Here is a 23,105-nt window from a genome sequence, read left to right as displayed (position 1 = left end):
ACGGCCGTGCCCGAGGCGGCCCGGCCGGCGTCAGATCAGCCGGAGCTGGCGGTCCTTCGGTCGCCGGGCCTCCGGCTCGCCGAACCGCTCGAAGAGCCCCGGGTCGATCACGTCGAGGAACGGCGACGGGCGGCACTCGCGTTCCGCGCCGTGCCGGACCCGGCGGGCGGCGTGGCTGACGTACAGGCGGTCCTGGGCGCGGGTGAGGCCGACGAAGAAGAGCCGGCGCTCCTCGGCCACCGCGTCGTCGTCCGGAGCCGTGCCCGGCCAGCGCAGCGGCAGCAGCCCGTCCTCGGCGCCGACCAGGAAGACCACCGGGAACTCCAGGCCCTTCGCGGCGTGCAGGGTCAGCAGGGTGACCGCCTCGGCGCGCGGGTCGAGGGCGTCCACCTCCGCACCCGTCGCCAGCTGGGACAGGAACAGCTCCAGGTCGTCGCCGCAGCGGCGGGCGAGCGGGGCGAGCAGGTCCACCGCCGACCGCACGTCGTCGGGGCGTACCGAGCCGGACCCGTCGAGGGTGGGTACGGCGAAACGCTCCGCCAGCACCTGCCCGGCCAGCCGCACCCGGGCGGCCAGCGGGCCGTCGAGGCCGGTGTGCCGCAGCTCCCGGGCGATCGCGGTCACCCCGGGCCGGTCCCGCAGCCGGTCGTGCGAGCGCTTCTGCACCGGAATGTTCGCCCGGGCCAGCGCATCGACGATCGGGGCCGCCTGGGAGTCGGTCCGGTAGAGCACCGCGATGTCGGAGAACGACAGGGTGGTGGCGCGGCCGTCGATCCGCCCCGAGTCCAGCGACCGGTGGGAGAGGCCGCCGACCAGGTCGTCGATGGTGCGTACCAGGAAATCGGCCTCGTCGGCGACGGAGGCCGCGGCGTAGCGACCGACCAGCGGGGCCTCCGGGTCCAGCCGGGCCGGGTCGAGCCGGCGGCCCCGCACCAGCGACGAGGGCGCGATGGCCTGCACCGCGGCGGCCAGGATCGGTGCCGACGAGCGGTAGTTGCGGTTCAGCCGGACCAGCCGGGCGTCCGTGAAGTCCTGCGAGAAGCGCAGGAAGTAGCCGACGTCCGCGCCCCGGAACGAGTAGATGGCCTGGTCCGGGTCGCCGATCGCGCAGAGGTTGCCGTCGGCGGGGGAGAGCAGCCGCAGCAGCTCGTACTGGACCGCGTCGACGTCCTGGTACTCGTCGACGAAGATCCACTTCCACCGGTCGCGGTACTCGCGGACCAGCTTCTTGTCCCCCCGCAGCAGCGCCACCGGCAGGGTGAGCAGCTCGTCCAGGTCGACCAGGTCCCGCTTGCGCAGCAGCGCCGCGTAGCGGGCGTCGTCGTCGCCGGCCTCCGCCCGGGCGGCCGTCCGGTCCGCGTCGTCGGCGATCCGGAAGTCCGCCGGCAGGCCCGCGGCCGCCGCGTTCTCCCGCAGGATGGCCAGCCCCAGCGAGTGGAACGTGCCCACCGTGACGTCCTCGGCCACCGGGCCGAGCAGCCCGTCGAGGCGGTGCCGCAGCTCCTCCGCCGCCCGGCGGGTGAAGGTGATCGCCAGGCACTGCTCCGGGAAGACGTTCAGCTCGGCACAGAGGTAGGCGATGCGGTGGGTCAGCGTCCGGGTCTTGCCGGTGCCCGGTCCCGCCACGATCAGCAGCGGACCGCCCGGCGCGGAGGCGGCCACCCGCTGCATCGCGTCCAACCGGTCCAGCAGGCCGGTGCCGACCTCCTCCATCCCGGCGAGCATCGGCTCGAACGGCTCGTGCGGGGAGGGCGCCGGCGCGATCGGTGGCGCCGGCGCCTTCCGCTTCGGCTCGACCTTCGCCGCCGTCGTGCGCCGGGCCTTCGGTTTCGGCGCGGGCTCCGTGGGCTTCCGCTGCGCGGGCACCGGTACGTCGAAGAGCGTGTCCTGGGTGCCGGAGCCGCCCGCCCCGCCCAGCTCGGCCGGGTCGAAGAGGGTGATCACCCCGTACTCGCCGTCGTAGCCGGGCACCCGGCGCACCTCGCCGCGCCGCAGCCGGCCGATCCCCTCGCCCAGCAGCTCACCGCCGACCCGGCTGATCTCGTCCACCGGGGTGGTGGTGAGGATCTCCAGCTCCGGGCCGAGCGCGGCGACCAGCTCGTTGAGCTTCCCCTCGACCTTCTTCGACCGGGCGCCCACCTTGTTGATCTCACCGAGGATCTCGGCGAGCGGCACCAGGTGGGTCACCGGACGGGCGTGCGCCGGGCGGTGCCCCTCGGGTCGGTCCGCCAGCTCCTCGACCCGGCTCAGGACGCCCACCGTCAGCGGCTTGCCGCACTCCGGGCAGCGGCCACCCGCCTCGCGGGTGCGCTCCGGGGCCCAGTTCACCCCGCAGAGCCGGTGCCCGTCGGCGTGGTACTTGCCCTCCTCCGGGAAGAACTCGATGGTGCCGGCCAGCCCGTCGCCGGTGCGCAGCGCCTCGCGGATCGCGAAGTAGTCGCGCCCGGAGTCGAAGACGGTCGCCTCCCGGGCCAGGGCCGGAGGCGAGTGCGCGTCCGAGTTCGAGACCAGCCGGTAGCGGTCCAGGCTGCCGACCCGCCAGTTCATCTCGGGGTCGGAGGAGAGCCCGGTCTCGACCGCGAAGACGTGCTCGGCCAGGTCGGCGTAGCAGTCGGCGATCGCGTCGAAGCCGGACTTGGAGCCGAGCGCCGAGAACCAGGGCGTCCAGATGTGCGCCGGCACCAGGTAGCCGTCCGGACTCGCCTCCAGGGTGATCTCCAGCAGGTCGCGGGAGTCCAGCCCGAGGATCGGCCGGCCGTCCGAGCCGAGGTTGCCGATCCGGCCCAGCGCCGCGTTGAACCGGGCCACCGCGTCCAGGTCCGGCAGGTAGATCAGGTGGTGCACCTTCCGGGTCCGGTCGTCCCGCTTGTAGATCGTGGAGATCTCCACGCTGAGCATGAACCGGACCGGATCCGCCTCCGCCGCGCTCGCCAGCCGGGGCGGCAGCCGACGGGCGATGTCCCGTTCCGCGTCCGGGCCGAGCCGGTAGAGGCCGGGCTCGGCCGGGTGCAGGGTCTCCCGCAGGTGGTCGTACCAGGCGGGATGGGTGAAGTCGCCGGTGCCCAGCACCCCGATGCCCTTGCGCCGGGCCCACCAGCCCAGGTTGGGCAGGGTCAGGTCGCGGCTGCACGCGCGGGAGTACTTCGAGTGGATGTGCAGATCCGCGACGAACGGCGGGAGGCCACCGGGGGGTGCGGCGCTGAACGGAGGCACGCCGCATCCTGTCACGCTCGGCCCACTACCCGCCCGCCGCCACGCGTACGCGTGACCTGAGCAATCCGGTGCTGGACTCGGGGGCCGGAGCGCGCTATGGGGCCCGCAGCTCGACCAGGGTCACCTGTGGCGGGGCGCCCACCCGCACCGGCGGCCCCCAGAAGCCGGCCCCGTTGGTCACGTAGACCTTCGTGCCGTCCACCTCGCCGAGGCCGGAGACCACCGGCTGCTGGAGCGGGACCAGCAGGTTGAACGGGGCCATCTGGCCGCCGTGGGTGTGCCCGGAGAGCTGCAGGTCGACGCCGAACCGCGCCGCCTCCCGCGCGGCCACCGGCTGGTGGGCCAGCAGCACCACCGGGCGGCTCGGGTCCCGGTCGCCGAGCGCGGCGGCGTAGTCGGCCGGCGCCGCCAGCCCGGTCCCGGCGGCCGTCACGTCGTTCACCCCGGCCAGGTCCAGCACCCCGCCCCGGGCGCGGATCTCCTGCCGCTCGTTCTGCAGCACCCGCACGCCGAGCCGGTCCACCTCGCGGACCCACTCCTCGACCCCGGAGTAGTACTCGTGGTTGCCGGTCACGAAGAAGCTGCCGTGCCGGGAGCGGAGGTCCCGCAGCGGCTCGGCCGCCTCGCCCAGCTCGGCCACCGAGCCGTCGACCAGGTCGCCGACGATCGCCACCAGGTCGGCGTCCAACCGGTTGATCATCGCGACGATCCGCTCGGTGTGCGCCCGGCCGGCCAGCGGCCCGAGGTGGATGTCGGAGACGGTGGCGATCCGCAGGCCGTCCATGGCGCGGGGGAGCTTCGCCAGCGGGATCCGGACCCGGTCCAGCTGCGGCGGACCCAGCGCGGTGCGGACGCCGTACCCGGTGATGCCGGCCGCGGTGAGCCCGGCGAAGATCGCCGCGCCCCGGGCCAGCAGCAGTCGCCGCGACGGGTCATGGTCGGGCGTCGCGGCCCGTGCGTCGTCGGCCGTTCCCGCTCCGCCCCCGTCCTGCGGGTCGCTCCCGGCCTGCGGGTCGCTCCCGGCTCGTGGGCCGCTCCCGGCCCGTGCGCCGCTCCCGGCTCGTGGGTCGTTCCCGGCCCGTGCGCCGTTCCCGGTCACCGCGTCGGGCGCGGGTCCGGCCGGGTCGCCGGCCGTCCGGTCGCCAGTCGCAGGCTCGGTCGGGCCGGTGGCCGTGCGGCTACCCGCGCCGACCAGGGCCGGGGCCGGCGCGTCGGCGGCCGGAGCGGCGGCCCGGGTCCGGCGGCGCAGGGCCAGCTTCGCCACCGCCATCGGCACTTCCAGCACCAGCAGCACGACCAGCAGGTAGAACATCAGGGCCAGCCAGAGGAAGCCCGGCCAGGCGAACCAGTCCAGGCCCGCCCGGGTGCCGATCATCGTGGCCGGGATCAGCACCCCGAGCACGAGGACGACGATCCCGCCGACCCGCCGCACCGGGCCGGGGCGGGTGGTGTCCCGCACCAGCCGCTTCCAGAGGTAGAGGTGGATCCCGACGGTGACGAGCAACACGAAGACGAGGAACATCGCCATCGCCAACACCCGGGCTCCCCTCAGCCGCCGGCGAACGGCGGCAGCACGTCGACCGTCGCCCCGGCCGGCAGCGGTGTCCGACGATCATGGCAGGCCACCCCGTCGACCAGGAAACTCGCCGCCTTGAGCACCACGGCCAACCGTTCGCCGTGCCGCGCGACGAGTTCGTCGACAAGTTCGTCCAGCGAGCGGCCCGCGGATGCGGTCTCCTCCGGCCGGCCGGCGGCGGCCCGTGCCCCGGCGAAGTACCGGACGGTGAGCTGCACCGGTCAGCCTCCGATCGCCGACATCGGCCGGACGGGTTGCAGGAAGGTCGGGTCGTCGATGCCGTGCCCGGCTCGCTTGCCCCACATCGCGGTACGCCACCGGCGGGCCAGCTCGGCGTCGTCCGCCCCGGCCCGCAGCGCGCCGCGCAGGTCGGACTCCTCCGTGGCGAAGAGGCAGGCGCGGACCTGGCCGTCGGCGGTGAGCCGGGTGCGGTCGCAGTCACCGCAGAACGGGCGGGTCACGCTGGCGATCACGCCGACCCGGGCCGGCCCGTCACCCACCAGCCAGGTCTCGGCGGGCGCCGCGCCCCGCTCGGTCGGGTCGGCGGTGAGCGGGAACTCCTGCTTGAGCGCGGCCAGGATCTCCGCCGCGGTGACCATGGTCGACCGGTCCCAGCCGTGCTGCGCGTCCAGCGGCATCTGCTCGATGAAGCGCAGCTCGTAGCCGTGCGTGAGGGCGTAGCGCAGCAGGGCGGGCGCCTCGTCGTCGTTGACCCCGCGCATCAGCACCGAGTTGATCTTGACTGGGGTCAGCCCGGCCCGCGCCGCGCCGGCCAGCCCGGCGAGCACGTCGGCGTGCCGGTCCCGCCGGGTCAGCGCGGCGAACCGGTCCCGGTCCAGCGTGTCCAGGGAGACGTTCACCCGGTCGAGCCCGGCCGTCCGCAGGGCGGGCGCGAGCCGCTCCAGGCCGAGGCCGTTGGTGGTGAGCGAGATCCGGGGACGGGGGCGCAACGCGGCCACCGCCGCCACGATGCCGAGCAGACCGGGGCGGATCAGCGGCTCGCCACCGGTGAAGCGCACCTCGGTGACGCCGAGCCGCTCCACCGCGACCCGGACCAGCCGGACGATCTCCTCGTCGCCGAGCAGTTGCGGGCCGGCCAGCCAGGGCAGCCCCTCCGCCGGCATGCAGTAGGTGCAGCGCAGGTTGCACTTGTCGGTCAGCGAGACCCGGAGGTCCCGGGCGACCCGGCCGTACCGGTCGACGAGGACCCCGTCGGTGCTCTCCGGGACGGCGGTCATCTGTCGACGTTAGCGCGTGGGAGGCTCCGCAGCGCGCCCCGGGCCGCGCCGGCGACCGCGTCCCGGTAGGCCGTGCCGAACAGCGAGCTGTGCACCAGCAGCAGGTGCAGCTGGTGCAGCGGCACCCGCTCCCGCCACCCGTCGGACAGCGGCCACGCCTCCTGGTAGGCGGCGACGATCCGGTCCAGGTGCGGCGGCCCGCCGAAGAGGGCCAGCTGGGCGAGGTCCGTCTCGCGGTGGCCACCGTGCGCCGCCGGATCGACCAGCCAGACCCGCTCGTCGGCCCCCCAGAGCAGGTTGCCGCGCCACAGGTCGCCGTGGATCCGGGCGGGTGGTTCGTCGCCGCCGAACTCACCGATCCGGTCGACGAGCTGCTCCACCAACCCCGCCTCGACCGAGGTGAGCGCGGCCCCGTCGACCGACGCCCGCAGGTAGGGCAGGATGCGTCGCAGCGCGAACCACTCCCCCCACGGACCCGGCTCCGCCGTGTTGTCCTGGCCGAGCGCCCCGATGAACCCGGGCCACGGCGCGCCGAAGGCCGCCGCCCCGGCCCGGTGCAGCCCGGCCAGCTCGCGCCCGAACCGCTCGGCCGCCTCCGGGCTCGGCTCGCCCGGCTCGATCCACTCCAACGCCAGCAGCTCCGGTAGCGCCACCACGACCTCCGGCACCGGCACGGTGCCCGCCTCGCGGAGCCAGCCGAGCCCGGCCGCCTCGGTGGCGAAGAACCCGTCCGGCACCGGCCGGCCGTGCCGTTCGGGCCACGTCTTGGCGAAGACCGAGTGCCCGTCGTCGAGGGTGAGCCGGGAGGCGGCGCAGATGTCCCCGCCGGAGACCGGCGTCTCCCGGATCCGCTGGTGGGTCAGGAAGGTCGGCAGGTGCTCCGGGTGTGCCCGCAGGTACGCCAGGTCCATGAGCGCAAGGTAGCCGGTGCTACCGACGACCGGGGGTCGTGTGCCGTCTCCGGCGCGTGGCGATCGACCTCCACCTGCACCGATACTCTCCGTATCTGTGGATGACGCGCGTGTCGTCCACAGGGCCTGTCGGCCGGCCCGTCCGCCGCCGCAGGCTCCCGGCATGACTCCCACCGACCGTCCCCGGCTCGCCGTCCGCTCGCCCGCCGACCTGCTCGCCGCCGTGCCGTACCTGCTCGGCTTCCACCCCGCCGACAGCGTCGTCGTGGTGGCGTTCCGGGGCCGGCGGGTCGTCTTCGCCGCCCGCGCCGACCTGCCCGAGCCCGGCACCGACCCACGGCCGGCCGCCCGGCACCTGGTCGAGGTGGTCGGCCGGCAGGAGACCGACTCCGCCACCGTCATCGGCTACGGGCCGGCCGCCCGGGTCACCACCGTGGTCGACGCCGTCGGCGAGGCGCTGGACACGGCCGGGACGCTCGTCCTCGACGCGCTGCGGGTCACCGACGGCCGGTGGTGGTCCTACCTGTGCGCCGAACCGGAGTGCTGCCCGGCCGACGGTACGCCGTACGACCCGGTAACCAGCGAGGTCAGCGCGGCGGCGGTCTTCGCCGGTCAGGTCGCCCTGCCCGACCGGGCCGCGCTGACCGCGCAGGTGTCCGCGCTCGACGGCCCGGTACGCGTGGCCATGCGCCGCGCCACCGCCCGGGCCCGTGGTCGACTCGGTGCCCTCACCGAGGAGGCGAGCGAGACCGTCCTGGCCGGCGGCCGGTCGGTACGCTCCGCCGGGGTGGCGGCCGTGCGCACCGCGTTCCGCCGGCACCGGCGCGGCGAGCGGTTGACCGACGACGAGGTGGCCTGGCTGACCGTGCTCCTCACCCGGCTGCCGGTACGCGACCACGCCTGGGAACGGACCGACGGCCGGGACACCGACATCAGCCTCTGGACCGACGTGCTGCGGCGGGCCGAGCCGGAGCTGATCGCCGCCCCGGGCAGCCTGCTCGCCTTCGCCGCCTGGCGCGCCGGACACGGCGCCCTGGCCGTGGTGGCGCTGGAACGGGTGCTCGCCACCCATCCCGGCTACTCCCTCGCGGTGCTCCTGGACGACCTGCTGAGGGGCGGGCTCCCACCGTCCGCGCTGGACGGCTGGCCGCAGGTCGGCCTCCCGGGCGTGGTCCGCCGACGCAGCCGCCGCCGGTTCTCCCGTCGGCACATCTGATGCCCGGGCGGGCGGGTCCACCGGTCCGGTGTACCGGCGGCCGGCGCCGCTCAGCCGGCGGGTCCGACGATGCGTTCCGCGCCGGCGTAGACGTTCATGGCCCGGCCGCGCAGGAAGCCGACCAGGGTCATCCCGGCCTCCTCGGCCAGCTCGACGGCGAGGGTGCTGGGCGCGGAGACCGCGGCGAGCAGCGGCACCCCGGCCATCCACGCCTTCTGGGTCAGCTCGAAGCTGGCCCGGCCGGACACCAGCAGCAGCTGCCCGGCCAGCGGCAACCGACGTTCCCGGACGGCCCAGCCGATCACCTTGTCCACCGCGTTGTGCCGCCCCACGTCCTCGCGCAGCACCACCAGTTCGCCGTCCGCCGAGAAGAGCCCGGCCGCGTGCAGTCCCCCGGTCCGGTCGAAGCCCCGCTGGCCGGCGCGCAGCCGGTCGGGCAGGGTGGCGAGCAGTTCAGCGGTGGCGCGCAACGGATCGTCCCGCACCGCGAAGAGCGACCGGGTCCGGACGGAGTCGATGCTCGCCTTGCCACAGACCCCGCACGAGCTGGTGGTGTAGAAGTTGCGGGCCGGGTCGGTGGTGGGCTCGGGCACGCCGGGGGAGAGCACCACGTCGACCACGTTGTAGGTGTTCGGGGTCTCCGCCCCGGCGCAGAGCTGCGCGGTGTGCACGTCGTCGGCCGAGCGGATCAACCCTTCGGTGAGCAGGAAGCCGAGCGCCAGGTCCAGGTCGTCGCCGGGGGTACGCATCGTCACCGCCAGCGGCTTCCGCCGGCCGGGACCGGCCGGACCGACCCGGATCTCCAGCGGCTCCTCCACCGCCAGGGTGTCCTGTCGCCGCACCCGGGCACGCCCGTCCGCCCCCGCGTCGAGGTCGATCCGGAGCACGCCCCGCCGGTCAGTCGCCCGTCCCATCCCGCCATCCTGCCCCGCACGCCCATCCACCCGCACGGCGAGTCCCCGGCTCCCGTCCGGCCCCGCTGTCGCCGGCTCGGGCGTCGGCCCGGCTCGGGCGGCCCCGCTCAGGTCCCGGCCTCGTCCGGCCGTGCCGGGGCCCGGGCCCCGGCGGGTGCCGCCCCGCCCGGGCGCGGGCGGCTAGCGTGGGCGTCGTGACGGCGTACGCGGCGGTGGTGCTCTCCGGCGGCGCGGCGCGCCGGATGGGCGGGGTGGACAAGCCGGCCCGCGCGGTCGGCGGTCGCCCGATGCTGCACCGGGTGCTCGCGGCGGTGGCCGACGCGTCGCCGCGGATCGTGGTCGGCCCCGCCGGGGCTCTCCCCGGCGGCGTCCGGGTGACCCGGGAGGTGCCGTCGGGCGGTGGCCCGGTCGCCGCCACCGCCGCCGGGCTGGCCCTGCTCGGCCCCGGTACGCCCACCGTCGCCCTGCTCGCCGGGGACCTGCCCCTGCTCACCCCCACTGCGGTCGCAGCCCTGCGCCACGCGCTCGACGGGTCACCGGCGGCCGACGGCGCCTGCTACGTGGACGACGACGGTCGCCGGCAGCAGCTCTGCGGGGTGTGGCGGGTCGACGCGCTGCGGACCGCCCTGACCCGGCTCGCCGCCGAGCGGGGTGGCACGGTCGGCGGTGCCCCGGTACGCGGGCTGCTGGCCGGGACGGCCGTCCGGGAGGTCTCCTGGTCCGGCTCGGGGCCGCCGCCCTGGTTCGACTGCGACACTGACGAGGACGTACGTCGGGCCGAGGAGTGGACGCGATGACGGTGATGGACGACTGGGTCACGGCGGCCTGCGCCGAGCTGGACCTGGACCCGGCCGAGGTGTCGGTGCCGATGGTGCTGGATCTGGCGAAGGACGTGGCGCACCAGGTGCTCCGGCCGGGCGCGCCGGTCAGCGCGTACCTGCTCGGGGTGGCGGTGGGTCGGGGCGCCGATCCCGCCGCGACGGCCGCCCGGCTGAGCCGGCTGGCCGGCTCCTGGCCGGTGGAGTTGGACGGCACCGCCCCCACCGGGTGAGCCGTCCCGGCCTGTTCTCCACCCCACTGTCCGATCCCGGTCCGTGCGCGGTTCGGCGTCGGCGGTCCCTGGGTAGGGTGGCCCGTGACGGACGGAGGCGATCATGACGGCAGCCCACCCCTCGCCGGCCGGTGACGACACCGGCGGTACGCCGGATCAGTACGAGCCGGTCCTGCTGGACGAGCCGAGCACGGCCGACCTCCGGGCCAAGGTCACCGAGGCCTGGCGGGACTTCGCCCGGGCGCTGGCCGACCGGCTGCGCGGCCTGCCCACCGGCGCGCACCTGGAGTTGACGCTCGACCCGACCGCCTCCGGGACCGGCGACGCCGTCTACTCGATCAGCGTGGACCTCGGCGACGAGGGCCGGCTGTCCGCCCGGGCGGTCGGCAACGCCACCCTTCCGCAGGGCTACCGGCTGGACCGGGCGGCCGTGGCGGACATGATCGCGCTGGGCTGGTCCCCGCCCGGCGTGGTGGAGGGCTCGGGCGAGCAGTTCGGCCTGAACAGCGCGGTCGACGAGGCGACCCGGCTGGCGGCCGTCCTGTCCCGCACGCTGCGCGACGTGTACGGCGCGCCGCACCCCGCCTTCCTGGTCTACCTGGTGCACGACGCCGAGGGGGAGGCGCTGCCGGTGGAGCCGCTCGGCACCGCCCGCAGCGAGTTCGGCCCGGACCGGGACGTCGAGGCCGACCTGGAGGAGGCACTGGCGGCGGCGGCCAACGCCCAGGCCGCCGAGAACGACGTGCTCGCCCTCGAGGAGCGGGTCCGCACGGTGGTGTCGACCATGCTCAAGTCGAATTCCGACCAGTTGCAGGTCGACTCCGACGGCGACATCAACATCCGGGCCGGTTCGGCGATGGTCTTCGTCCGGGTACGCGACAACCCGCCGCTGGTCGACGTCTTCTCCCCGGTGCTGACCGAGGTGGAGCCGACCGAGCGCCTCTACGTGAAGCTCTCCGAGCTGACCAACCGGATGCCGATCGGTCGCCTCTACTGCGCCGACGACACGGTCTGGGCCTCGATCCCGGTCTTCGGGCGCAACTTCCAGGCCACCCACCTGATGCTCGCGGTGCAGGTGATGACCGGGCTCGCGGACGAGTTGGACGACCGGCTGCACGGCGAGTTCGGTGGCAAGCGCTTCTTCGGCGAGGGCGACAAGCCCTCCCGCCCCTCCTCGGAACACCGCACCGGCATGTACCTCTGACAGTCTCCAGCCGCTGATTCACGGCTCCGCGCGGGACGGCCCCGGTGGCACGCGGTCAGGGGAGGTCCAGGAGGGTCTTGCCGGTTGTGGCGCGGGACTCGATGGCGGCGTGGGCGGCGGCGGCCTGTTCCAGTGGGAAGCGCTGGCCGATCAGCGGTCGGAGTCGACCGGCGGCCCCCTCGGCGAGCGCCCGGGCGGTCAGCGCGCGCAGCTCGTCCGGCGGCGCGCTCGGGCGGAGCAGGGTGATCCCCCGGGTGGCGGCGGACTCCGGGGAGAGGTCGGCCCAGCTGCCGCCGGCCATGCCGAAGCTGAGCATCCGACCACCCGGTCCGAGCAGGTCGAAGGCGGTCCGGGCGATCGGTCCACCGACCCCGTCGAGGACCACGTCGACCCCGCCGGTGGCGGCGCGTACCCGCTCGGCCCAGTCCGGCTCCCGGTAGTCGATCACCACGTCCAGCCCGCGTTGCCGGAGGAGCGCCGTCTTGTGCGCGCCACCGGCGGCGGCGACGACCCGGGCACCGGCGGCGGTGGCGAGTTGGGTGAGCAGGGTGCCCACCCCGCCGGCCGCCGCTTCCACCAGGACCCGTTCACCGGGTCGCAGGCCGGCCGCCCGGGCCAGCAGGAGGGCGGTACGACCGTCGGCGAGCAGCGCGACCGCCGCGTCCAGCGGCAACCCGTCGGGCACCGGGAGCGGCGCGGACGCGGGCACGGCGACGCGTTCGGCGTACCCGCCGGTGCCGCCGGTGGCGCTGACCACGGCCAGCCCGACGAGGGCCGGGTCGACGTCCGACCCCACCTCGCGGATCCGGCCGCCGACCCCGTTGCCGGGGATCACCGGCAGGTCGCGGGGGAACGGTCCGAACCCGGTGGCCCGGAACATGGTCTCGACGAAGGTCAGGTTGGCGTGCGCCACCTCGATCACGACCTGGCCGGGGCCGGGCCGGGGGTCGGGCGCGGGTCCGGGTACCAGCACCTCCGGAGGGCCGAATCTCGGCAACCACACCGCCCGCATCTCGTGCCTCCCGTCGGTCGACCAGTCGCCGGCCAGCAGACACCATGAAGCCAGGTTGAGGTCAACCGGCGGAGGGGCCGACCCCCGGCGACTCGACGAGCCGGGACAGCACGATGGTGCTGCGCGACGAGGTGACGAAGGATTCGGCCCGCAGCCGCTCCAGCGCCTCCTCCAGGTGTGAGATGTCGGCGGCGCGCAGGTGCACGAGGGCGTCCGCCTCCCCGGAGACGGTGTACGCGCCGACCACCTCGGGGTGCCGGCGGGCGGCGGCGCCGATCTGCGCCGGGGTGGTCCGGCCGGCGCAGAAGAGCTCGACGAACGCCTCGGTGGTCCAGCCGACGGCGGCCGGGTCGACCACCGCGGTGAAGCCGCGGATCACCCCGGCGGATCGGAGCCGGTCGACGCGTCGCTTGACGGCGGGGGCGGAGAGTGACACCCGTGTCCCGATGTCGGCGTACGAGGCCCGGGCATCAGCCACGAGCAACGCAATGATTCGCTGGTCTACCGCGTCAATCTGCAACGTTCCGCCTCTGGGAAGCAATGGTCGTGGCTGTTACCAAAGTTGTAGCGTACCTACTCTTGGTGACCGTGAACCAGCAGCGAGTCCCGCGAAAGCGGACATATCTCATGTGCTCGCCCGAGCACTTCGCGGTCGAGTACGCGATCAACCCGTGGATGGACGTGACCGCCCCGGTCGACGCGGAGCTGGCGGTCAAGCAGTGGGACCGCCTGCGGGAGACGCTCGTCGGCCTCGGTCACGAGGTGCACCTGCTCACGCCCGAGCGTGGGCTGCCGGACATGGTGTTCGCGGCCAACGGTGCCTTCGTGGTCGACGGCACGGTCTACGGCGCCCAGTTCAAGCACGAGCAGCGGGCCGCCGAGGCCGCCGCGCACCGGGCGTTCTACGAGGAGCACGGCTGGCGGTTCATCGCGCCCAACCAGACCAACGAGGGTGAGGGCGACTTCGCGTACCTGCCGGACGCGCACGGCGGGCTGATCCTCGCCGGCCACGGCTTCCGTACCGAGGTGGCCGCGCACGCGGAGGCGCAGGAGGCGTTGGCCCGCCCGGTGGTCTCGCTGCACCTGGTCGACCCGCGCTTCTACCACCTGGACGTGGCGCTCGCCTCGATCGACGACGAGAACGTCGTCTACTACCCGGGGGCCTTCTCGGCGGCCAGCCAGAAGGTCCTGGCCCAGCTCTTCCCGGACGCCGTGATCGCCGACGACGAGGACGCCCTGTCGTTCGGCCTGAACCTGGTCAGCGACGGGCTCAACGTCGTGCTGAACAGCGACGCGACCCGTCTGGCCGGCAAGCTCAAGGCGGCGGGTTACCACCCGGTGCCGGTGGAGCTGGCCGAGCTGAAGAAGGGCGGCGGCAGTGTGAAGTGCTGCATCGCGGAGCTGCGGCACTGACCCGCCTCCGCACCCCCCGCGCGAAACGGGCGGCCTTCCCGGCAGGGAGGCCGCCCGTTCGGCGTACGGGGGGCGCCGGTCAGCCCAGCGTCGACAGCTCGTTGACCACGACGTTGGACATCAGCCGGCCGTCGAGCTGCACCCGGCGCAGGTACCACTTCTGCTGCGGGGTGCGCGGCTGGTTGAACTGCCAGGCGCCGCGCGGGCTGTCGATCTGGCCGATCTTGCCCAGCGCCAGGTTGACCGCCTGCGGGGTGGGGTCGGCCCCGACCAGCCGGATCGCCTTGTCCAGCACCTGCGCGGCGTCGTACGAGGCCATCGCGTAGGTGGTCGGGGAGGTGCTGTACGTACTGCGGTACCGGGAGGCGAAGAGGCGGTTGGCCGTGTTGTTGAGGTCGGGCGAGTAGTTCATCGCGGTCTCGATGCCGTACCGGAGGATGCGGGCCCGTTCCTGGCCCCCCTCGCCGTCGTCCAGCTGGCTCAGCACGGTGCCCTCGGTGAGGAAGCCGGGCGCGTACACCTTGTGCCGGTAGCCCTCCTCGTAGAGCTGCTTGATGAACTGCACCGCCGCCGCGCCCGAGTAGTTGCAGAAGATCGCGTCGGGTCGCTTCGCCAGCGTGGCCCGGATCGCCCCGAGGAAGAACCGCCGGTCGGGGTTCGGGTTGTCCGGGGTGAGCACCGGCTGCTCGGTCAGGCGGAGACCGTTCTGCTCGTAGCCGCGCCGGAAGCCGTCGATGACGTCCCGGGTGCCCGGGCCCTGCGCCCCGAAGATCGCGATCCGGCCCCGCACCCCGCTCTGCCGCAGGTACGTGCCGAGCGCCTCGCCCGGCTCGTCGAGCACGTACGAGGTGCGCCAGATGTAGACCACGCTCTGCAGGCTGGCCGGGGAGGCGTTGGAGCCGATCAACGGCACCCGGGCCTCCTCGACGGTCTCCCGGATGCCGGACATCACCGTCGCGCCGACCACCCCGGTGAGCGCGAGGACGCCCTCCTTGACCAGGCGGTTCACCGCGTCCTGGCCGCTCTTGGCGTTCTCCCCCTCCTCGGCCGGGACGACGGTGACCGGGTGGCCGCCGAGCTGCTGGTCGTTGAGGGTGAGGAAGAGCTGGAAGCCGTTGGTGATCTCGTCACCGATGGCCTTGTTGGGGCCGACCCCGGGGACGATGAGGCCGATCTTGATCGGCCGACCCGGGCCGCTGCCACTCCCGGCGTCGGTGTCGGAGCCACAGCCCGCCGCGAGCCCGGTGGTACCCAGTGCGGCCAGCAGTTGAAGTGCCCGCCTGCGGTTCATCTGCGACACCGATTTCCTTCCCGGTAAGGGTTGCCGGGCGGCACGCCCCATCGGCGTTCTACCTGGTCGGCGACGCTGCGTCAATGGCCGGAAGATCATCGTGCAGGGAACGCAACCCACTCATTACCTGCGGCCACGCCGTCGCGTCGGGGGAGATCAATCCGAAATGCTCGCATTCGGGCAGCTCAACCAGGCTCACCGGGCTGCCGGCAGCGCGTGCGGCGGCCACCCAGGAACGGCTCATCCCGACCGGGACCTGCTCGTCCAGCGACCCGTGTATGACTACTGTGCGTACGCGAATCGGCACCAATGCCGATGGATCGCTGGTGGCGTACCGGTCCGGGACGTCGGCCGGCCCACCGCCGAGCAGCGCCGCCACCGCCCCGCCGTCCAGGTCCAGCCGGTACGCCTCGGCCAGGTCGGCGACCGGCGCCAGCGCGAGCACGCCACCCACCGTGGCCGGGGCGCGCGCGGCGGCGTAGAGCGCCAGGTGGCCCCCCGCCGAGTGGCCGACCAGCAGCGGCGGCGCGGACGACACCCGGCCGGGCAGCGCGGCGGCGGCCAGCGCCGGCAGCGCCGCCACCCCGGCGAGCACGTCGTCGAGGGTGTGCGGCCATCCCCAGCCCGGCTGTCCGGTGCGCCGGTACTCCAGTTGCGCGACCGGGTGACCCGACGCGGCCAGGGCGGCGGCCATCGGACCGGTGTGGCCGCGGTCGTACTCGGCCCGCCAGAAGCCGCCGTGCACCACCACCACCAGCGGCCGGGCCGGCCCGTCACCGGCCGGTCGGCGCAGGTCGGCACACTGGTCGGGGTGGTCGCCGTAGGCGACCGTGCCGTCCGGCGGCGGGGACGGTCGGGTGAGCACCTCGCGCGGGTCAGCGGCCATGCCGGCGACGGTAGCGCGCCCCGCCCGGGTGGTTCACCGGCCCGCCGCCGGTCCCGGCGCGTGTGCCCGGCGGGCGCTGGGTAAAGATGGGTGCCATGACCGAAGCGCACTCCGCCGGACAGGACAACGAGCAGGACAACGACAGCATCCCGGGCACGGTGGTGGTGGTCGGGCCGGACGGTCGGCCGGTCGGCACGGTGCAGACCGACGAGGGGCAGGGCGAGGACCCGACCCGCCTGGTCGAGCAGCCGGCCAAGGTGATGCGGATCGGCAGCATGATCAAGCAGCTGCTGGAGGAGGTCAAGGCCGCCCCGCTCGACGACGCCAGCCGGTACCGGATGCGCGAGATCCACGAGCGGTCGATCGTCGAGCTGAAGGAGGGCCTCGCGCCCGAGCTGCGCGAGGAGCTGGAGCGCATCTCGCTGCCCTTCACCGAGGAGAAGGCCCCCAGCGAGGGCGAGCTGCGGATCGCCCACGCACAGCTGGTCGGCTGGCTGGAAGGGCTGTTCCACGGCATTCAGGCGGCGCTGGTGGCCCAGCAGATGGCCGCCCGGGTGCAGCTGGAGCAGATGCGCTCCGGGCGTGCCGCGCTGCCCAGCGGCCCCGGCGGCATGGTTCCCGGCATGCCGGGGATGCCGCAGCCCAACGACGGGCACACCCCCGGCCAGTACCTCTGACGCCGCCGGCGGCCGGGGCGCGCGCGTCCCGGCCGCTCAGGCCGTCGGGGGGAAGAACCGCTCCAGGTACGCCGCCACGCCGTCCTCCTCGTTCGACGCGGTGACCTCGTCGGCGATCTCCCGCACCGCCGGGTGCCCGTTGGCGACCGCCACGCCCCGCCCGGCCCAGGTCAGCATCGGTACGTCGTTCGGCATGTCGCCGAAGGCCAGCACGTCCCGTTCGTCGATCCCGAGTCGGGCCGCGTACCAGGCCAGGCCGGCCGCCTTGGTGACCCCGGCGGCGGAGATCTCGACCAGCCCCGAGTACGACGAGTGGGTCGCCTCGGCCAGCCCCTGCAACGCCCCCGCCACCACCCGGACGAACGCGTCCGGGTCCTGCTCGCCGGCCCGGGCCAGCAGCTTCACCGCCGGTGCGGCGTGCAGCTCCTCCGGCGACCCGATCGCCCGGATCGCCTCGTGGTCGGCGTCCCAGCGCAGCGGGTAGTGCGCCTCGTGCCGCATCTGCCGGCTGTCCACGATCTCCACGGCGAAGCTCACCCCGGGCACCTCGGCCCGCAGCCGCCGGGCCACCTCGGCCAGCAGTTCCGGGGCCAGCGGGTCGGCCCGCAGCACCTCGTCGGTGACCGGGTCGTACACCACCGCGCCGTTCGCGCAGATCGCCGGCAGCGGCTCGGCGAGCTGCTCGTACACCAGCGGGAGCCAGCGGATCGGGCGGCCGGTGACCAGCACGACCGGCGTGCCCACGGCGGCGATCCGGGCCAGCGCCGCCGCGGTCCGCGGGCTGAGCGTGCGGTCGTCCCGGAGCAGCGTGCCGTCGATGTCGGTGGCGACGAGGCGGGGTGGCTCTCCCATCACCGGGAGAGTAGCCGGTCCAGGTAGACCGCGACGCCGTCGTCGTCGTTGCGCAGGGTGATCTCGTCGGCGGCCGCGCGGACCTCCGGGTGGGCGTTGGCGACCGCCACCCGGGCCCAACCGGCCCAGCCGAACATCGGCAGGTCGTTGGGCTGGTCGCCGAAGACCAGCACCTCGGCCGGATCGACCCCGAGCCGTTCGGCGACCACGCTCAGCCCGGTGGACTTGTCCACCCCCGGCGGGCAGATCTCGATGAAGCCGAGCCCGGCCTGGGTGACGGTGGCCAGCTCCGCCGGGACGATCCCCCGGGCCACCGCGAGCAGCTCGTCCACGTGGTGGTCGGCGGTCCGGGCGAACGCCTTGATCACGTCGCAGGAGAGGCACTCGGCCCGGCTGCGCGCCTCGAACCGGTCCTGGTAGGGCCAGCTCGGGTGGTAGTCACCCCAGAGCGGCGCGTCGTGCTCGTCGGACGCCTCGACCATCACGGTCAGCGGGCCCACCGCGGCCTCCAGGTCGGCGAGGAGCCCGGCCAGCACCTCGGCGGAGAGCCGCTCGTCGCGCAGCACCAGCGGCCCGTCCGGGTCGCTCTGGTCCACCACCCGGCCGCCACCGGCCATCACCAGGAAGTCGGCGGCGCGGATGTCGTTGCGGGTCAGCTCGGTCAGGCGCGGCCCGCGGCCGGTCGCGCCGACCACCGGGATCCCGGCGGCCCGGACCCGGTCCAGCACCCCGTGGGTGTACGCGGAGACGGTGTCGTCGCTGCGGACGAGGGTGCCGTCGAGGTCGGTGGCGATCAGCTTGGGCAGTCCCGGGCGGGTCATGGTTCCTCCTTCGCCCGCCGCCGTCGCCGTCGCCCTGGTCCTCGGTGCCGTGGCTCTCGCCGACGGCGGGCAGCAACCGTATCTCGCGCAATGGGCAGCAACCACGGTGTTTCGGCGAATCGGGCACCAACCCGGGGCGGCCGTCAGGTGGCCGGGGCCGGCCGGCTCAGCGCGGCGGCTCGGGGCGCGCGAACGGCGCGACCGGCCCGACGGTCAGGTCCGCCGGCGCGGGCGGCAGCTCGTCCTCCCGGGCACGACGCCGCCCCGGTGCGGCCGGTCCAATTCCGGGCCCGGCGTCCGACCCGGTCTCGGGCACGGCGGTCCGTCCGGCCAGGTACAGGGCGGCGGCCAGCAGCACGATCGTCACGAAGGCGGCGGTCAGCCCGCGCCCGTACTCCACCCGGAAGCCGTCCTCGGGGGAGTAGAAGAGGGTGCGCCGGGCCATGGCGTCCAGCGAGAAGGCCGCCGCGCCGAGCAGCCCCAACGTGGCCCCGGCGAGCCCCAGACCGGCCACCCGGGCGTTCTGCCGTACGCCCGCGGTGCCGCGCAGCGCCAGCGCCACCGCGGCGGTCAGGGCGAGCAGGCCCCCCAGGTAGGCCACCCCGAAGCCGCCCACCTCGGCCACCCCACCCGGGACCCGCACGGTGGTGTTGCCCTCCGGTCCGCCGTTCGGCACGGTCATCACCAGCCACTCCCCGACCAGGGAGGCGACCGCCGCCACCGCGCCGAGCCCGGCGACCACCGGCGGCAGGCGGTGGTCGCGGCCGATCGCGGCCAGCGAGCGGGCGGCCCGGCCCGGCGGGGCGGGGTCCGGGTCGCCCCACTCCACCACGGTCGTGCCGTCGGACCGGTTGTCCTGCCGGGGGATGGGGAGATCCTGGGACATCGGCCACCTTCCGCGTCGAGGGCCTGCGTCGAATCTTGACACAGCCGGCACGCCGGAACACGGACCGCGATTCCGCGTCCCGGCTCACCGACGGCCGGTGCGGCGCGTCCCGCTTTCGGTTAGCGTCGGTGCCATGCCTATCCGTACCGCTTCCGCACACTGGCAGGGCAACCTCACCGAGGGGGCCGGCACGGTCCGCACCGGCAAGGGCGGTCTCACCGGCAACTACTCCTTCAAGTCGCGTTTCGAGGAGGGTGAGGGGACCAATCCCGAGGAGCTGATCGGCGCCGCGCACGCGGGCTGCTTCTCGATGGCCCTCTCCAAGCAGCTCGCCGACGCGGGTGCCACCGACACCTCCGTCGAGACCACCGCCAAGGTGCACTTCGACAAGACCGACGCGGGCATGACCGTGACCCGGATCGACCTGGAGACGGTCGGCCAGGTGCCGGGCATGGACGCCGCCCAGTTCAGCAAGCTGGCCGAGGCGGCCAAGGAGAACTGCCCGATCTCCCGGCTGCTCTCCCCCGGCGCGCAGATCACCCTGGACGCCCGCCTCGCCTGACGAGTTCCGTCCCGGCAGGGGCGCCCGGGCCGGGCACCCCTGCCGTGCCGACCAGGAAGGAGCACGGGCGGCGTGGCCGTGCAGATGAGCCGGGAACGGTTCGAGGAACTGGTCGGCGAGGCCCTCGACGAGGTGCCCGAGGAACTGCTCGGGCTGATGAGCAACGTGGTCATCCTGGTCGAGGACGACCCGCCCCCCGGCGAGGACCTGCTCGGCCTCTACGAGGGGCACGCGCTCACCGAACGGGGCTGGGACTACGCCGGTGTGCTGCCCGACCGGATCCTCATCTACCGCCGCCCGATCCTGCGGATCTGCGACACCGAGGAGGACGTCGTCGAGGAGGTGGCGGTGACCGTGGTGCACGAGATCGCCCACCACTTCGGCATCGACGACGATCGGCTGCACGCCCTCGGCTGGGGCTGACCGGCGGGCGCTGCGCCCCGCTCGGCCGATCCCCGGCGTTGCGCGGCTCGCCTAACCTGCGGGCAGGCACACCCCGATGCAGGAGGAACGAAGTCCATGCGCAGTGCGCTCTTCTCCGCGGAGAACCTCGAGAAGGAGTCCCAGCAGCCGGGCATGCGGCTGCAGAACTCCAAGATGCTGAAGATCGAGCTGAACGGCGAGGCGATGGCCCGCGTCGGCTCGATGGTGGCGTACCAGGGCCAGGTGCAGTTCCAGGCGCTGGGCTCCGGCGGCATCGGCAAGTTCATCAAGCAGCGGCTCACCGGCGAGGGCGTCCCGCTGATGAAGCTGAGCGGCCGGGGTGACGTCTTCCTCGCCGACCTGTCCAAGGACGTGCACATCATCGACCTGGAGCCCGGCGACGCGCTGTCGATCAACGGGTCCAGCGTGCTGGCCTTCGACTCGACCCTCCAGTACGACATCAAGATGGTCAGCGGTGTCGGCTTCGCCTCGTCCGCCGGCCTGTTCAACTGCGTCTTCAGCGGTCACGGCCGGATCGCCATCACCACCAAGGGCACCCCGGTGGTGCTCAACGTCGACGCCCCGACCTACGTCGACCCGCAGGCGGCGGTCTGCTGGTCGGCCAACCTCCAGACCGGCTACCACCGGGCCGAGCAGCTCGGCCTCGGCACGCTGCTGGGCCGGAGCACCGGCGAGGCGTTCACCATGAGCTTCGCCGGTCAGGGCTTCGTCGTGGTCCAGCCGTCGGAGGAGCCCCCGGTGGCCGGCAGCGGCGCCCAGCAGCAGCAGGGCGGCCTGCTCGGCGGCCTGCTGCAGTGACCCGTGGGTGCGGGGAGGCCCCCGGTGGGCGTCCCCGCACCGTCAGCTCAGCTCGCCGGCGCGCAGCCGGGCCAACCAGGCCCCCGCGTCGGCGTAGTCGGCGTCGGAGAGGCCGGCCGGTGCGGGGACCGGTCGGCCGTTCACCGTCGGACTCCACCGGTGCCGGGGGTACGAGCCGAGGAAACGCACGTCGGCGCAGACCCGGCGCAGCCCCTGCAACGCCTCGCCGAGCCGTACGTCGGCGACGTGGCCGGTGCAGTCGAGGAAGAAGACGTACCGGCCGAGCGCCTCGCCCGTCGGGCGGGACTCGATCCGGCTCAGGTTCACCCCGCGCACGGCCAGCTCCATCAGCACCGACAGCAGCGCGCCGACCCGGTCGTGGGCGATGTAGACCGCCAGCGACGTGACGTCGTCCCCGGTGGGCGGGGACGGCGGCCCCGGGCGGGACACCAGGGCGAACCGGGTCACCGCGTCCGGGTGGTCGGCGATCTTGTCGGCGAGCAGGGTGAGCCGGTGCCGGGCCGCGCCGATCGGGGCGCAGATCGCGGCGTCGTACTCGCCGCTCGCCGCACCGGCCGCGGCGGCGCCGTTGGAGAGCACGTCGACCACCGTGGCGTCCGGCAGGTGGTCGCGCAGCCAGTTGCGGCACTGGGTGGACGCCTGGGGGTGCGCCGCCACGCTGCCGATTGCGCCGACCGTGGTGCCCGGCCGGGCGGCGAGCACGAACTCCACCGGCAGGATCACCTCCCGGGTGATCACCAGTGGTTCCCCCTCGGCCAGCTCGTCGAGGGTCACCCCGACCGCGCCGCCGATCGAGTTCTCCAGCGGCACCAGGGCGGCGTCCGCCTCCCCGGCCCGGACGGCGTCCAGCGCCTCGCCGACGCTGCGGGCCGGCGTCCGGCTGCCCCGCTCGGCGGCGGGCACGGTACGCAGGGCCTGCTCGGCGAAGGTGCCCTCGGGGCCCAGGTAGACGAAGCGGGTCGGCGGTGTTCCCGGCATGGCGACCAGCCTACGCACCCGGGGTGCCGTCACAGGCCAAGGTCCGGATGCCGGGCGGTCCGGCGGCGCGTACCTCGGGGGAGCAGACGTCGGTCCCCGCGGTGACCAGCTTCAGGGCGGTGGGCCGGCCCTCGGTGACCACCTGGAGCTCCTCGTGCCCGGCCACCGTCAGGACCGTGTACTGCCAGCCTCCGGCGCACAGCGGTCCCGTCCCGACGGTGACCCGTACGCCCCGGGGCAGCACCCGGGCCGGGCCACGCAGCAGCGCCACCACCCGGTCCCCGGACGGGCCGGACGAGCAGGGCACGGCGAGCTGGTCGCCGGGGGTGCCGGTGGGCGCCGGGGTCGGCGGGGGCGGCGGCAGGGTCGGCGTCGCCCCGGGCATGGCGGTGGCGGTGGCCGTGGCGGCGGTGGTGGGCACCGGGGTGGCCTGCTGTCGTAGCTGGGGTGGAGCGCCGCAGCCGGCGAGGGCCAGCAGGGCGACCAGGGCCACCGGGCGGCTGAGGTGCCGGCGGGCGGGGCGGGGTGGGGTGGGGGGCACGATCCGATCCTCGACATCGACGTACGTCGTCACGGCCGACTGGCCGAGCCCATCGTAGGAGGATCGGCGGAGCGGGTGAAGGTCGTGCGTGGACCGATTGTGCCCGGTGCAGGTGGCGGCCGTTCGCGCGCGGGCCGGTTGGCTCAGACCCGGGAGAAGAAGGTGAGCGAGCCGGCGACCTCACCCTCGGCGAGCACGGGGGTGGAGATGGCGTCGACGGTGGTGCCGGCGTCGTCACCCGGCCCCTGGACCCGCAGCAGCCCCCGGGCGAGCCGGCCGGAGTGCAGCGCCAGCAGCGGCGGGATCTTCTCGGTGTCCTGCTCGGTGAGCTCGCTCGGCTTGGCGGTGAAGTCGACCAGGCGCAGGCCACCCTCCAGCAGCGGCAGACCCACCAGGTCCTCGGGCGTGCCCAGGCAGAGCAGCTCGCAGCCGGCCGCGGAGATGGCCACCACGGTGGTGTCGCCGTCGATCAGCAGACACGGCTCGGCGGCCCGGGACACCGTGGCCGCCCACTGCCCGACGTTGTCGGACTCCTGCCCGGTCGGTGCTCCCGTCGTCGCGGGGAACACTTCCGAGAGCGAGAGTTCGACGTGGGCCACC

At 74.5% G+C, this 23,105-nt stretch carries 24 protein-coding genes and 1 pseudogene; 9 read left to right on the top strand and 16 right to left on the bottom strand.

Going from position 1 to position 23,105, the window contains the following annotated elements; all coding sequences use genetic code 11:
- Positions 1-30: 30 nt before the first annotated feature.
- The 5 genes and pseudogenes from GA0070611_RS22155 to GA0070611_RS22135 form a co-directional block, all read right to left on the bottom strand.
- Entirely contained in the window at positions 31-3,213 is a 3,183-nt protein-coding gene (locus GA0070611_RS22155; RefSeq protein WP_091667434.1) for a UvrD-helicase domain-containing protein, read from the bottom strand.
- A 94-nt stretch (positions 3,214-3,307) separates the two neighbouring features.
- A pseudogene (locus GA0070611_RS32530) lies at positions 3,308-4,645 on the bottom strand (metallophosphoesterase); the annotation flags it as partial.
- A 116-nt stretch (positions 4,646-4,761) separates the two neighbouring features.
- Positions 4,762-5,007 carry a MoaD/ThiS family protein gene (locus GA0070611_RS22145; RefSeq protein ID WP_091667428.1) on the bottom strand — a complete coding sequence of 82 codons (246 nt, stop codon included), beginning with the start codon at positions 5,005-5,007 and terminating at the stop codon, positions 4,762-4,764.
- 3 nt (positions 5,008-5,010) lie between these two features.
- The gene (moaA, locus tag GA0070611_RS22140) at positions 5,011-6,027 is read right to left on the bottom strand and encodes a GTP 3',8-cyclase MoaA (RefSeq protein ID WP_091667426.1); all 1,017 of its coding nucleotides are present in this window, start codon (positions 6,025-6,027) and stop codon (positions 5,011-5,013) included.
- Positions 6,024-6,938, bottom strand: coding sequence for a fructosamine kinase family protein (locus tag GA0070611_RS22135; RefSeq protein ID WP_091667423.1), 915 nt, complete (start codon positions 6,936-6,938; stop codon positions 6,024-6,026). Before GA0070611_RS22135 ends, moaA begins: the two co-directional genes overlap by 4 nt.
- Before the next feature lie 163 nt (positions 6,939-7,101).
- On the opposite strand from GA0070611_RS22135, the gene GA0070611_RS22130 reads away from it, so the two are divergent.
- A complete protein-coding gene (locus tag GA0070611_RS22130) occupies positions 7,102-8,154 on the top strand; it encodes a DUF4192 domain-containing protein (RefSeq protein ID WP_091667419.1) in 1,053 nt (350 codons plus the stop codon).
- Positions 8,155-8,204: 50 nt separating this feature from the next.
- Here GA0070611_RS22130 and fdhD read toward each other — a convergent pair whose 3' ends face one another.
- Positions 8,205-9,068: a formate dehydrogenase accessory sulfurtransferase FdhD gene (fdhD, locus tag GA0070611_RS22125; protein ID WP_091667416.1), complete on the bottom strand. Its 864-nt coding sequence runs from the start codon at positions 9,066-9,068 to the stop codon at positions 8,205-8,207.
- A gap of 194 nt (positions 9,069-9,262) precedes the next feature.
- Between fdhD and mobA the strand changes: the two genes are divergently transcribed.
- The 3 genes from mobA to GA0070611_RS22110 all read left to right on the top strand — a co-directional run bounded on the left by mobA (position 9,263) and on the right by GA0070611_RS22110 (position 11,323).
- Entirely contained in the window at positions 9,263-9,865 is a 603-nt protein-coding gene (gene mobA, locus GA0070611_RS22120; protein WP_091673271.1) for a molybdenum cofactor guanylyltransferase, read from the top strand.
- Positions 9,862-10,119 (top strand): DUF6457 domain-containing protein, encoded by a 258-nt coding sequence (locus GA0070611_RS22115; protein ID WP_091673274.1) that lies wholly within the window; start codon positions 9,862-9,864, stop codon positions 10,117-10,119. Before mobA ends, GA0070611_RS22115 begins: the two co-directional genes overlap by 4 nt.
- Before the next feature lie 103 nt (positions 10,120-10,222).
- Positions 10,223-11,323 (top strand): T3SS (YopN, CesT) and YbjN peptide-binding chaperone 1, encoded by a 1,101-nt coding sequence (locus GA0070611_RS22110; protein WP_091667413.1) that lies wholly within the window; start codon positions 10,223-10,225, stop codon positions 11,321-11,323.
- Between the two features lie 55 nt (positions 11,324-11,378).
- Here the strand turns inward: GA0070611_RS22110 and GA0070611_RS22105 are convergent, their stop codons facing one another.
- Positions 11,379-12,335 (bottom strand): zinc-binding dehydrogenase, encoded by a 957-nt coding sequence (locus GA0070611_RS22105; protein ID WP_091667411.1) that lies wholly within the window; start codon positions 12,333-12,335, stop codon positions 11,379-11,381.
- Positions 12,336-12,396: 61 nt separating this feature from the next.
- Entirely contained in the window at positions 12,397-12,855 is a 459-nt protein-coding gene (locus tag GA0070611_RS22100; RefSeq protein ID WP_091667408.1) for an Lrp/AsnC family transcriptional regulator, read from the bottom strand.
- Between the two features lie 59 nt (positions 12,856-12,914).
- On the opposite strand from GA0070611_RS22100, the gene ddaH reads away from it, so the two are divergent.
- Entirely contained in the window at positions 12,915-13,748 is an 834-nt protein-coding gene (gene ddaH, locus GA0070611_RS22095) for a dimethylargininase (RefSeq protein WP_407940382.1), read from the top strand.
- 79 nt (positions 13,749-13,827) lie between these two features.
- Here ddaH and GA0070611_RS22090 read toward each other — a convergent pair whose 3' ends face one another.
- Both GA0070611_RS22090 and GA0070611_RS22085 read right to left on the bottom strand, forming a co-directional pair.
- Complete coding sequence (locus GA0070611_RS22090) at positions 13,828-15,048, bottom strand: ABC transporter substrate-binding protein (protein ID WP_091667403.1); 1,221 nt, start codon at positions 15,046-15,048, stop codon at positions 13,828-13,830.
- Positions 15,049-15,097: 49 nt separating this feature from the next.
- Complete coding sequence (locus tag GA0070611_RS22085; protein ID WP_091667401.1) at positions 15,098-15,925, bottom strand: alpha/beta hydrolase family protein; 828 nt, start codon at positions 15,923-15,925, stop codon at positions 15,098-15,100.
- 86 nt (positions 15,926-16,011) lie between these two features.
- On the opposite strand from GA0070611_RS22085, the gene GA0070611_RS22080 reads away from it, so the two are divergent.
- Entirely contained in the window at positions 16,012-16,602 is a 591-nt protein-coding gene (locus tag GA0070611_RS22080) for a bacterial proteasome activator family protein (RefSeq protein ID WP_091667399.1), read from the top strand.
- A 36-nt stretch (positions 16,603-16,638) separates the two neighbouring features.
- Here the strand turns inward: GA0070611_RS22080 and GA0070611_RS22075 are convergent, their stop codons facing one another.
- The 3 genes from GA0070611_RS22075 to GA0070611_RS22065 form a co-directional block, all read right to left on the bottom strand.
- Positions 16,639-17,454 (bottom strand): HAD family hydrolase, encoded by an 816-nt coding sequence (locus GA0070611_RS22075; RefSeq protein WP_091667397.1) that lies wholly within the window; start codon positions 17,452-17,454, stop codon positions 16,639-16,641.
- On the bottom strand, positions 17,454-18,275 hold the full coding sequence (locus GA0070611_RS22070) for an HAD family hydrolase (protein WP_091667395.1): 822 nt from the start codon (positions 18,273-18,275) through the stop codon (positions 17,454-17,456). The genes GA0070611_RS22075 and GA0070611_RS22070 overlap by 1 nt, the downstream gene beginning before the upstream one ends.
- A 166-nt stretch (positions 18,276-18,441) precedes the next feature.
- The gene (locus GA0070611_RS22065; RefSeq protein ID WP_091667392.1) at positions 18,442-19,161 is read right to left on the bottom strand and encodes a hypothetical protein; all 720 of its coding nucleotides are present in this window, start codon (positions 19,159-19,161) and stop codon (positions 18,442-18,444) included.
- A 133-nt stretch (positions 19,162-19,294) separates the two neighbouring features.
- On the opposite strand from GA0070611_RS22065, the gene GA0070611_RS22060 reads away from it, so the two are divergent.
- From GA0070611_RS22060 to GA0070611_RS22050, 3 genes are all read left to right on the top strand, one after another.
- On the top strand, positions 19,295-19,723 hold the full coding sequence (locus tag GA0070611_RS22060; RefSeq protein WP_091667389.1) for an OsmC family protein: 429 nt from the start codon (positions 19,295-19,297) through the stop codon (positions 19,721-19,723).
- 78 nt (positions 19,724-19,801) lie between these two features.
- Positions 19,802-20,146 carry a metallopeptidase family protein gene (locus GA0070611_RS22055; protein ID WP_197676025.1) on the top strand — a complete coding sequence of 115 codons (345 nt, stop codon included), beginning with the start codon at positions 19,802-19,804 and terminating at the stop codon, positions 20,144-20,146.
- A gap of 96 nt (positions 20,147-20,242) precedes the next feature.
- Positions 20,243-20,965, top strand: coding sequence for an AIM24 family protein (locus GA0070611_RS22050; RefSeq protein ID WP_091667387.1), 723 nt, complete (start codon positions 20,243-20,245; stop codon positions 20,963-20,965).
- Between the two features lie 42 nt (positions 20,966-21,007).
- Here the strand turns inward: GA0070611_RS22050 and pheA are convergent, their stop codons facing one another.
- From pheA to GA0070611_RS22035, 3 genes are all read right to left on the bottom strand, one after another.
- Entirely contained in the window at positions 21,008-21,964 is a 957-nt protein-coding gene (gene pheA / locus GA0070611_RS22045) for a prephenate dehydratase (protein WP_091673263.1), read from the bottom strand.
- Between the two features lie 10 nt (positions 21,965-21,974).
- Complete coding sequence (locus GA0070611_RS22040; protein WP_197675771.1) at positions 21,975-22,505, bottom strand: hypothetical protein; 531 nt, start codon at positions 22,503-22,505, stop codon at positions 21,975-21,977.
- A 143-nt stretch (positions 22,506-22,648) separates the two neighbouring features.
- The gene (locus tag GA0070611_RS22035) at positions 22,649-23,104 is read right to left on the bottom strand and encodes a hypothetical protein (protein ID WP_091667385.1); all 456 of its coding nucleotides are present in this window, start codon (positions 23,102-23,104) and stop codon (positions 22,649-22,651) included.
- Position 23,105 lies beyond the last annotated feature (1 nt).

The organism is Micromonospora auratinigra (genome assembly GCF_900089595.1).
GTDB lineage: Bacteria > Actinomycetota > Actinomycetes > Mycobacteriales > Micromonosporaceae > Micromonospora > Micromonospora auratinigra.
Note: the sequence above shows the minus strand (reverse complement) of the source record. Positions and strands in the feature narration are given on the sequence as shown.

Bases quoted from the DNA above. Each gene is read 5' to 3' on its own strand.
- moaA (WP_091667426.1), bottom strand. From the start codon at position 6,027: ATGACCGCCGTCCCGGAGAGCACCGACGGGGTCCTCGTCGACCGGTAC.
- GA0070611_RS22135 (WP_091667423.1), bottom strand. From the start codon at position 6,938: ATGGACCTGGCGTACCTGCGGGCACACCCGGAGCACCTGCCGACCTTC.
- GA0070611_RS22130 (WP_091667419.1), top strand. From the start codon at position 7,102: ATGACTCCCACCGACCGTCCCCGGCTCGCCGTCCGCTCGCCCGCCGAC.
- fdhD (WP_091667416.1), bottom strand. From the start codon at position 9,068: ATGGGACGGGCGACTGACCGGCGGGGCGTGCTCCGGATCGACCTCGAC.
- GA0070611_RS22115 (WP_091673274.1), top strand. From the start codon at position 9,862: ATGACGGTGATGGACGACTGGGTCACGGCGGCCTGCGCCGAGCTGGAC.
- GA0070611_RS22110 (WP_091667413.1), top strand. From the start codon at position 10,223: ATGACGGCAGCCCACCCCTCGCCGGCCGGTGACGACACCGGCGGTACG.
- GA0070611_RS22105 (WP_091667411.1), bottom strand. From the start codon at position 12,335: ATGCGGGCGGTGTGGTTGCCGAGATTCGGCCCTCCGGAGGTGCTGGTA.
- GA0070611_RS22085 (WP_091667401.1), bottom strand. From the start codon at position 15,925: ATGGCCGCTGACCCGCGCGAGGTGCTCACCCGACCGTCCCCGCCGCCG.
- GA0070611_RS22080 (WP_091667399.1), top strand. From the start codon at position 16,012: ATGGGTGCCATGACCGAAGCGCACTCCGCCGGACAGGACAACGAGCAG.
- GA0070611_RS22075 (WP_091667397.1), bottom strand. From the start codon at position 17,454: ATGGGAGAGCCACCCCGCCTCGTCGCCACCGACATCGACGGCACGCTG.
- GA0070611_RS22070 (WP_091667395.1), bottom strand. From the start codon at position 18,275: ATGACCCGCCCGGGACTGCCCAAGCTGATCGCCACCGACCTCGACGGC.
- GA0070611_RS22065 (WP_091667392.1), bottom strand. From the start codon at position 19,161: ATGTCCCAGGATCTCCCCATCCCCCGGCAGGACAACCGGTCCGACGGC.
- GA0070611_RS22060 (WP_091667389.1), top strand. From the start codon at position 19,295: ATGCCTATCCGTACCGCTTCCGCACACTGGCAGGGCAACCTCACCGAG.
- GA0070611_RS22050 (WP_091667387.1), top strand. From the start codon at position 20,243: ATGCGCAGTGCGCTCTTCTCCGCGGAGAACCTCGAGAAGGAGTCCCAG.
- pheA (WP_091673263.1), bottom strand. From the start codon at position 21,964: ATGCCGGGAACACCGCCGACCCGCTTCGTCTACCTGGGCCCCGAGGGC.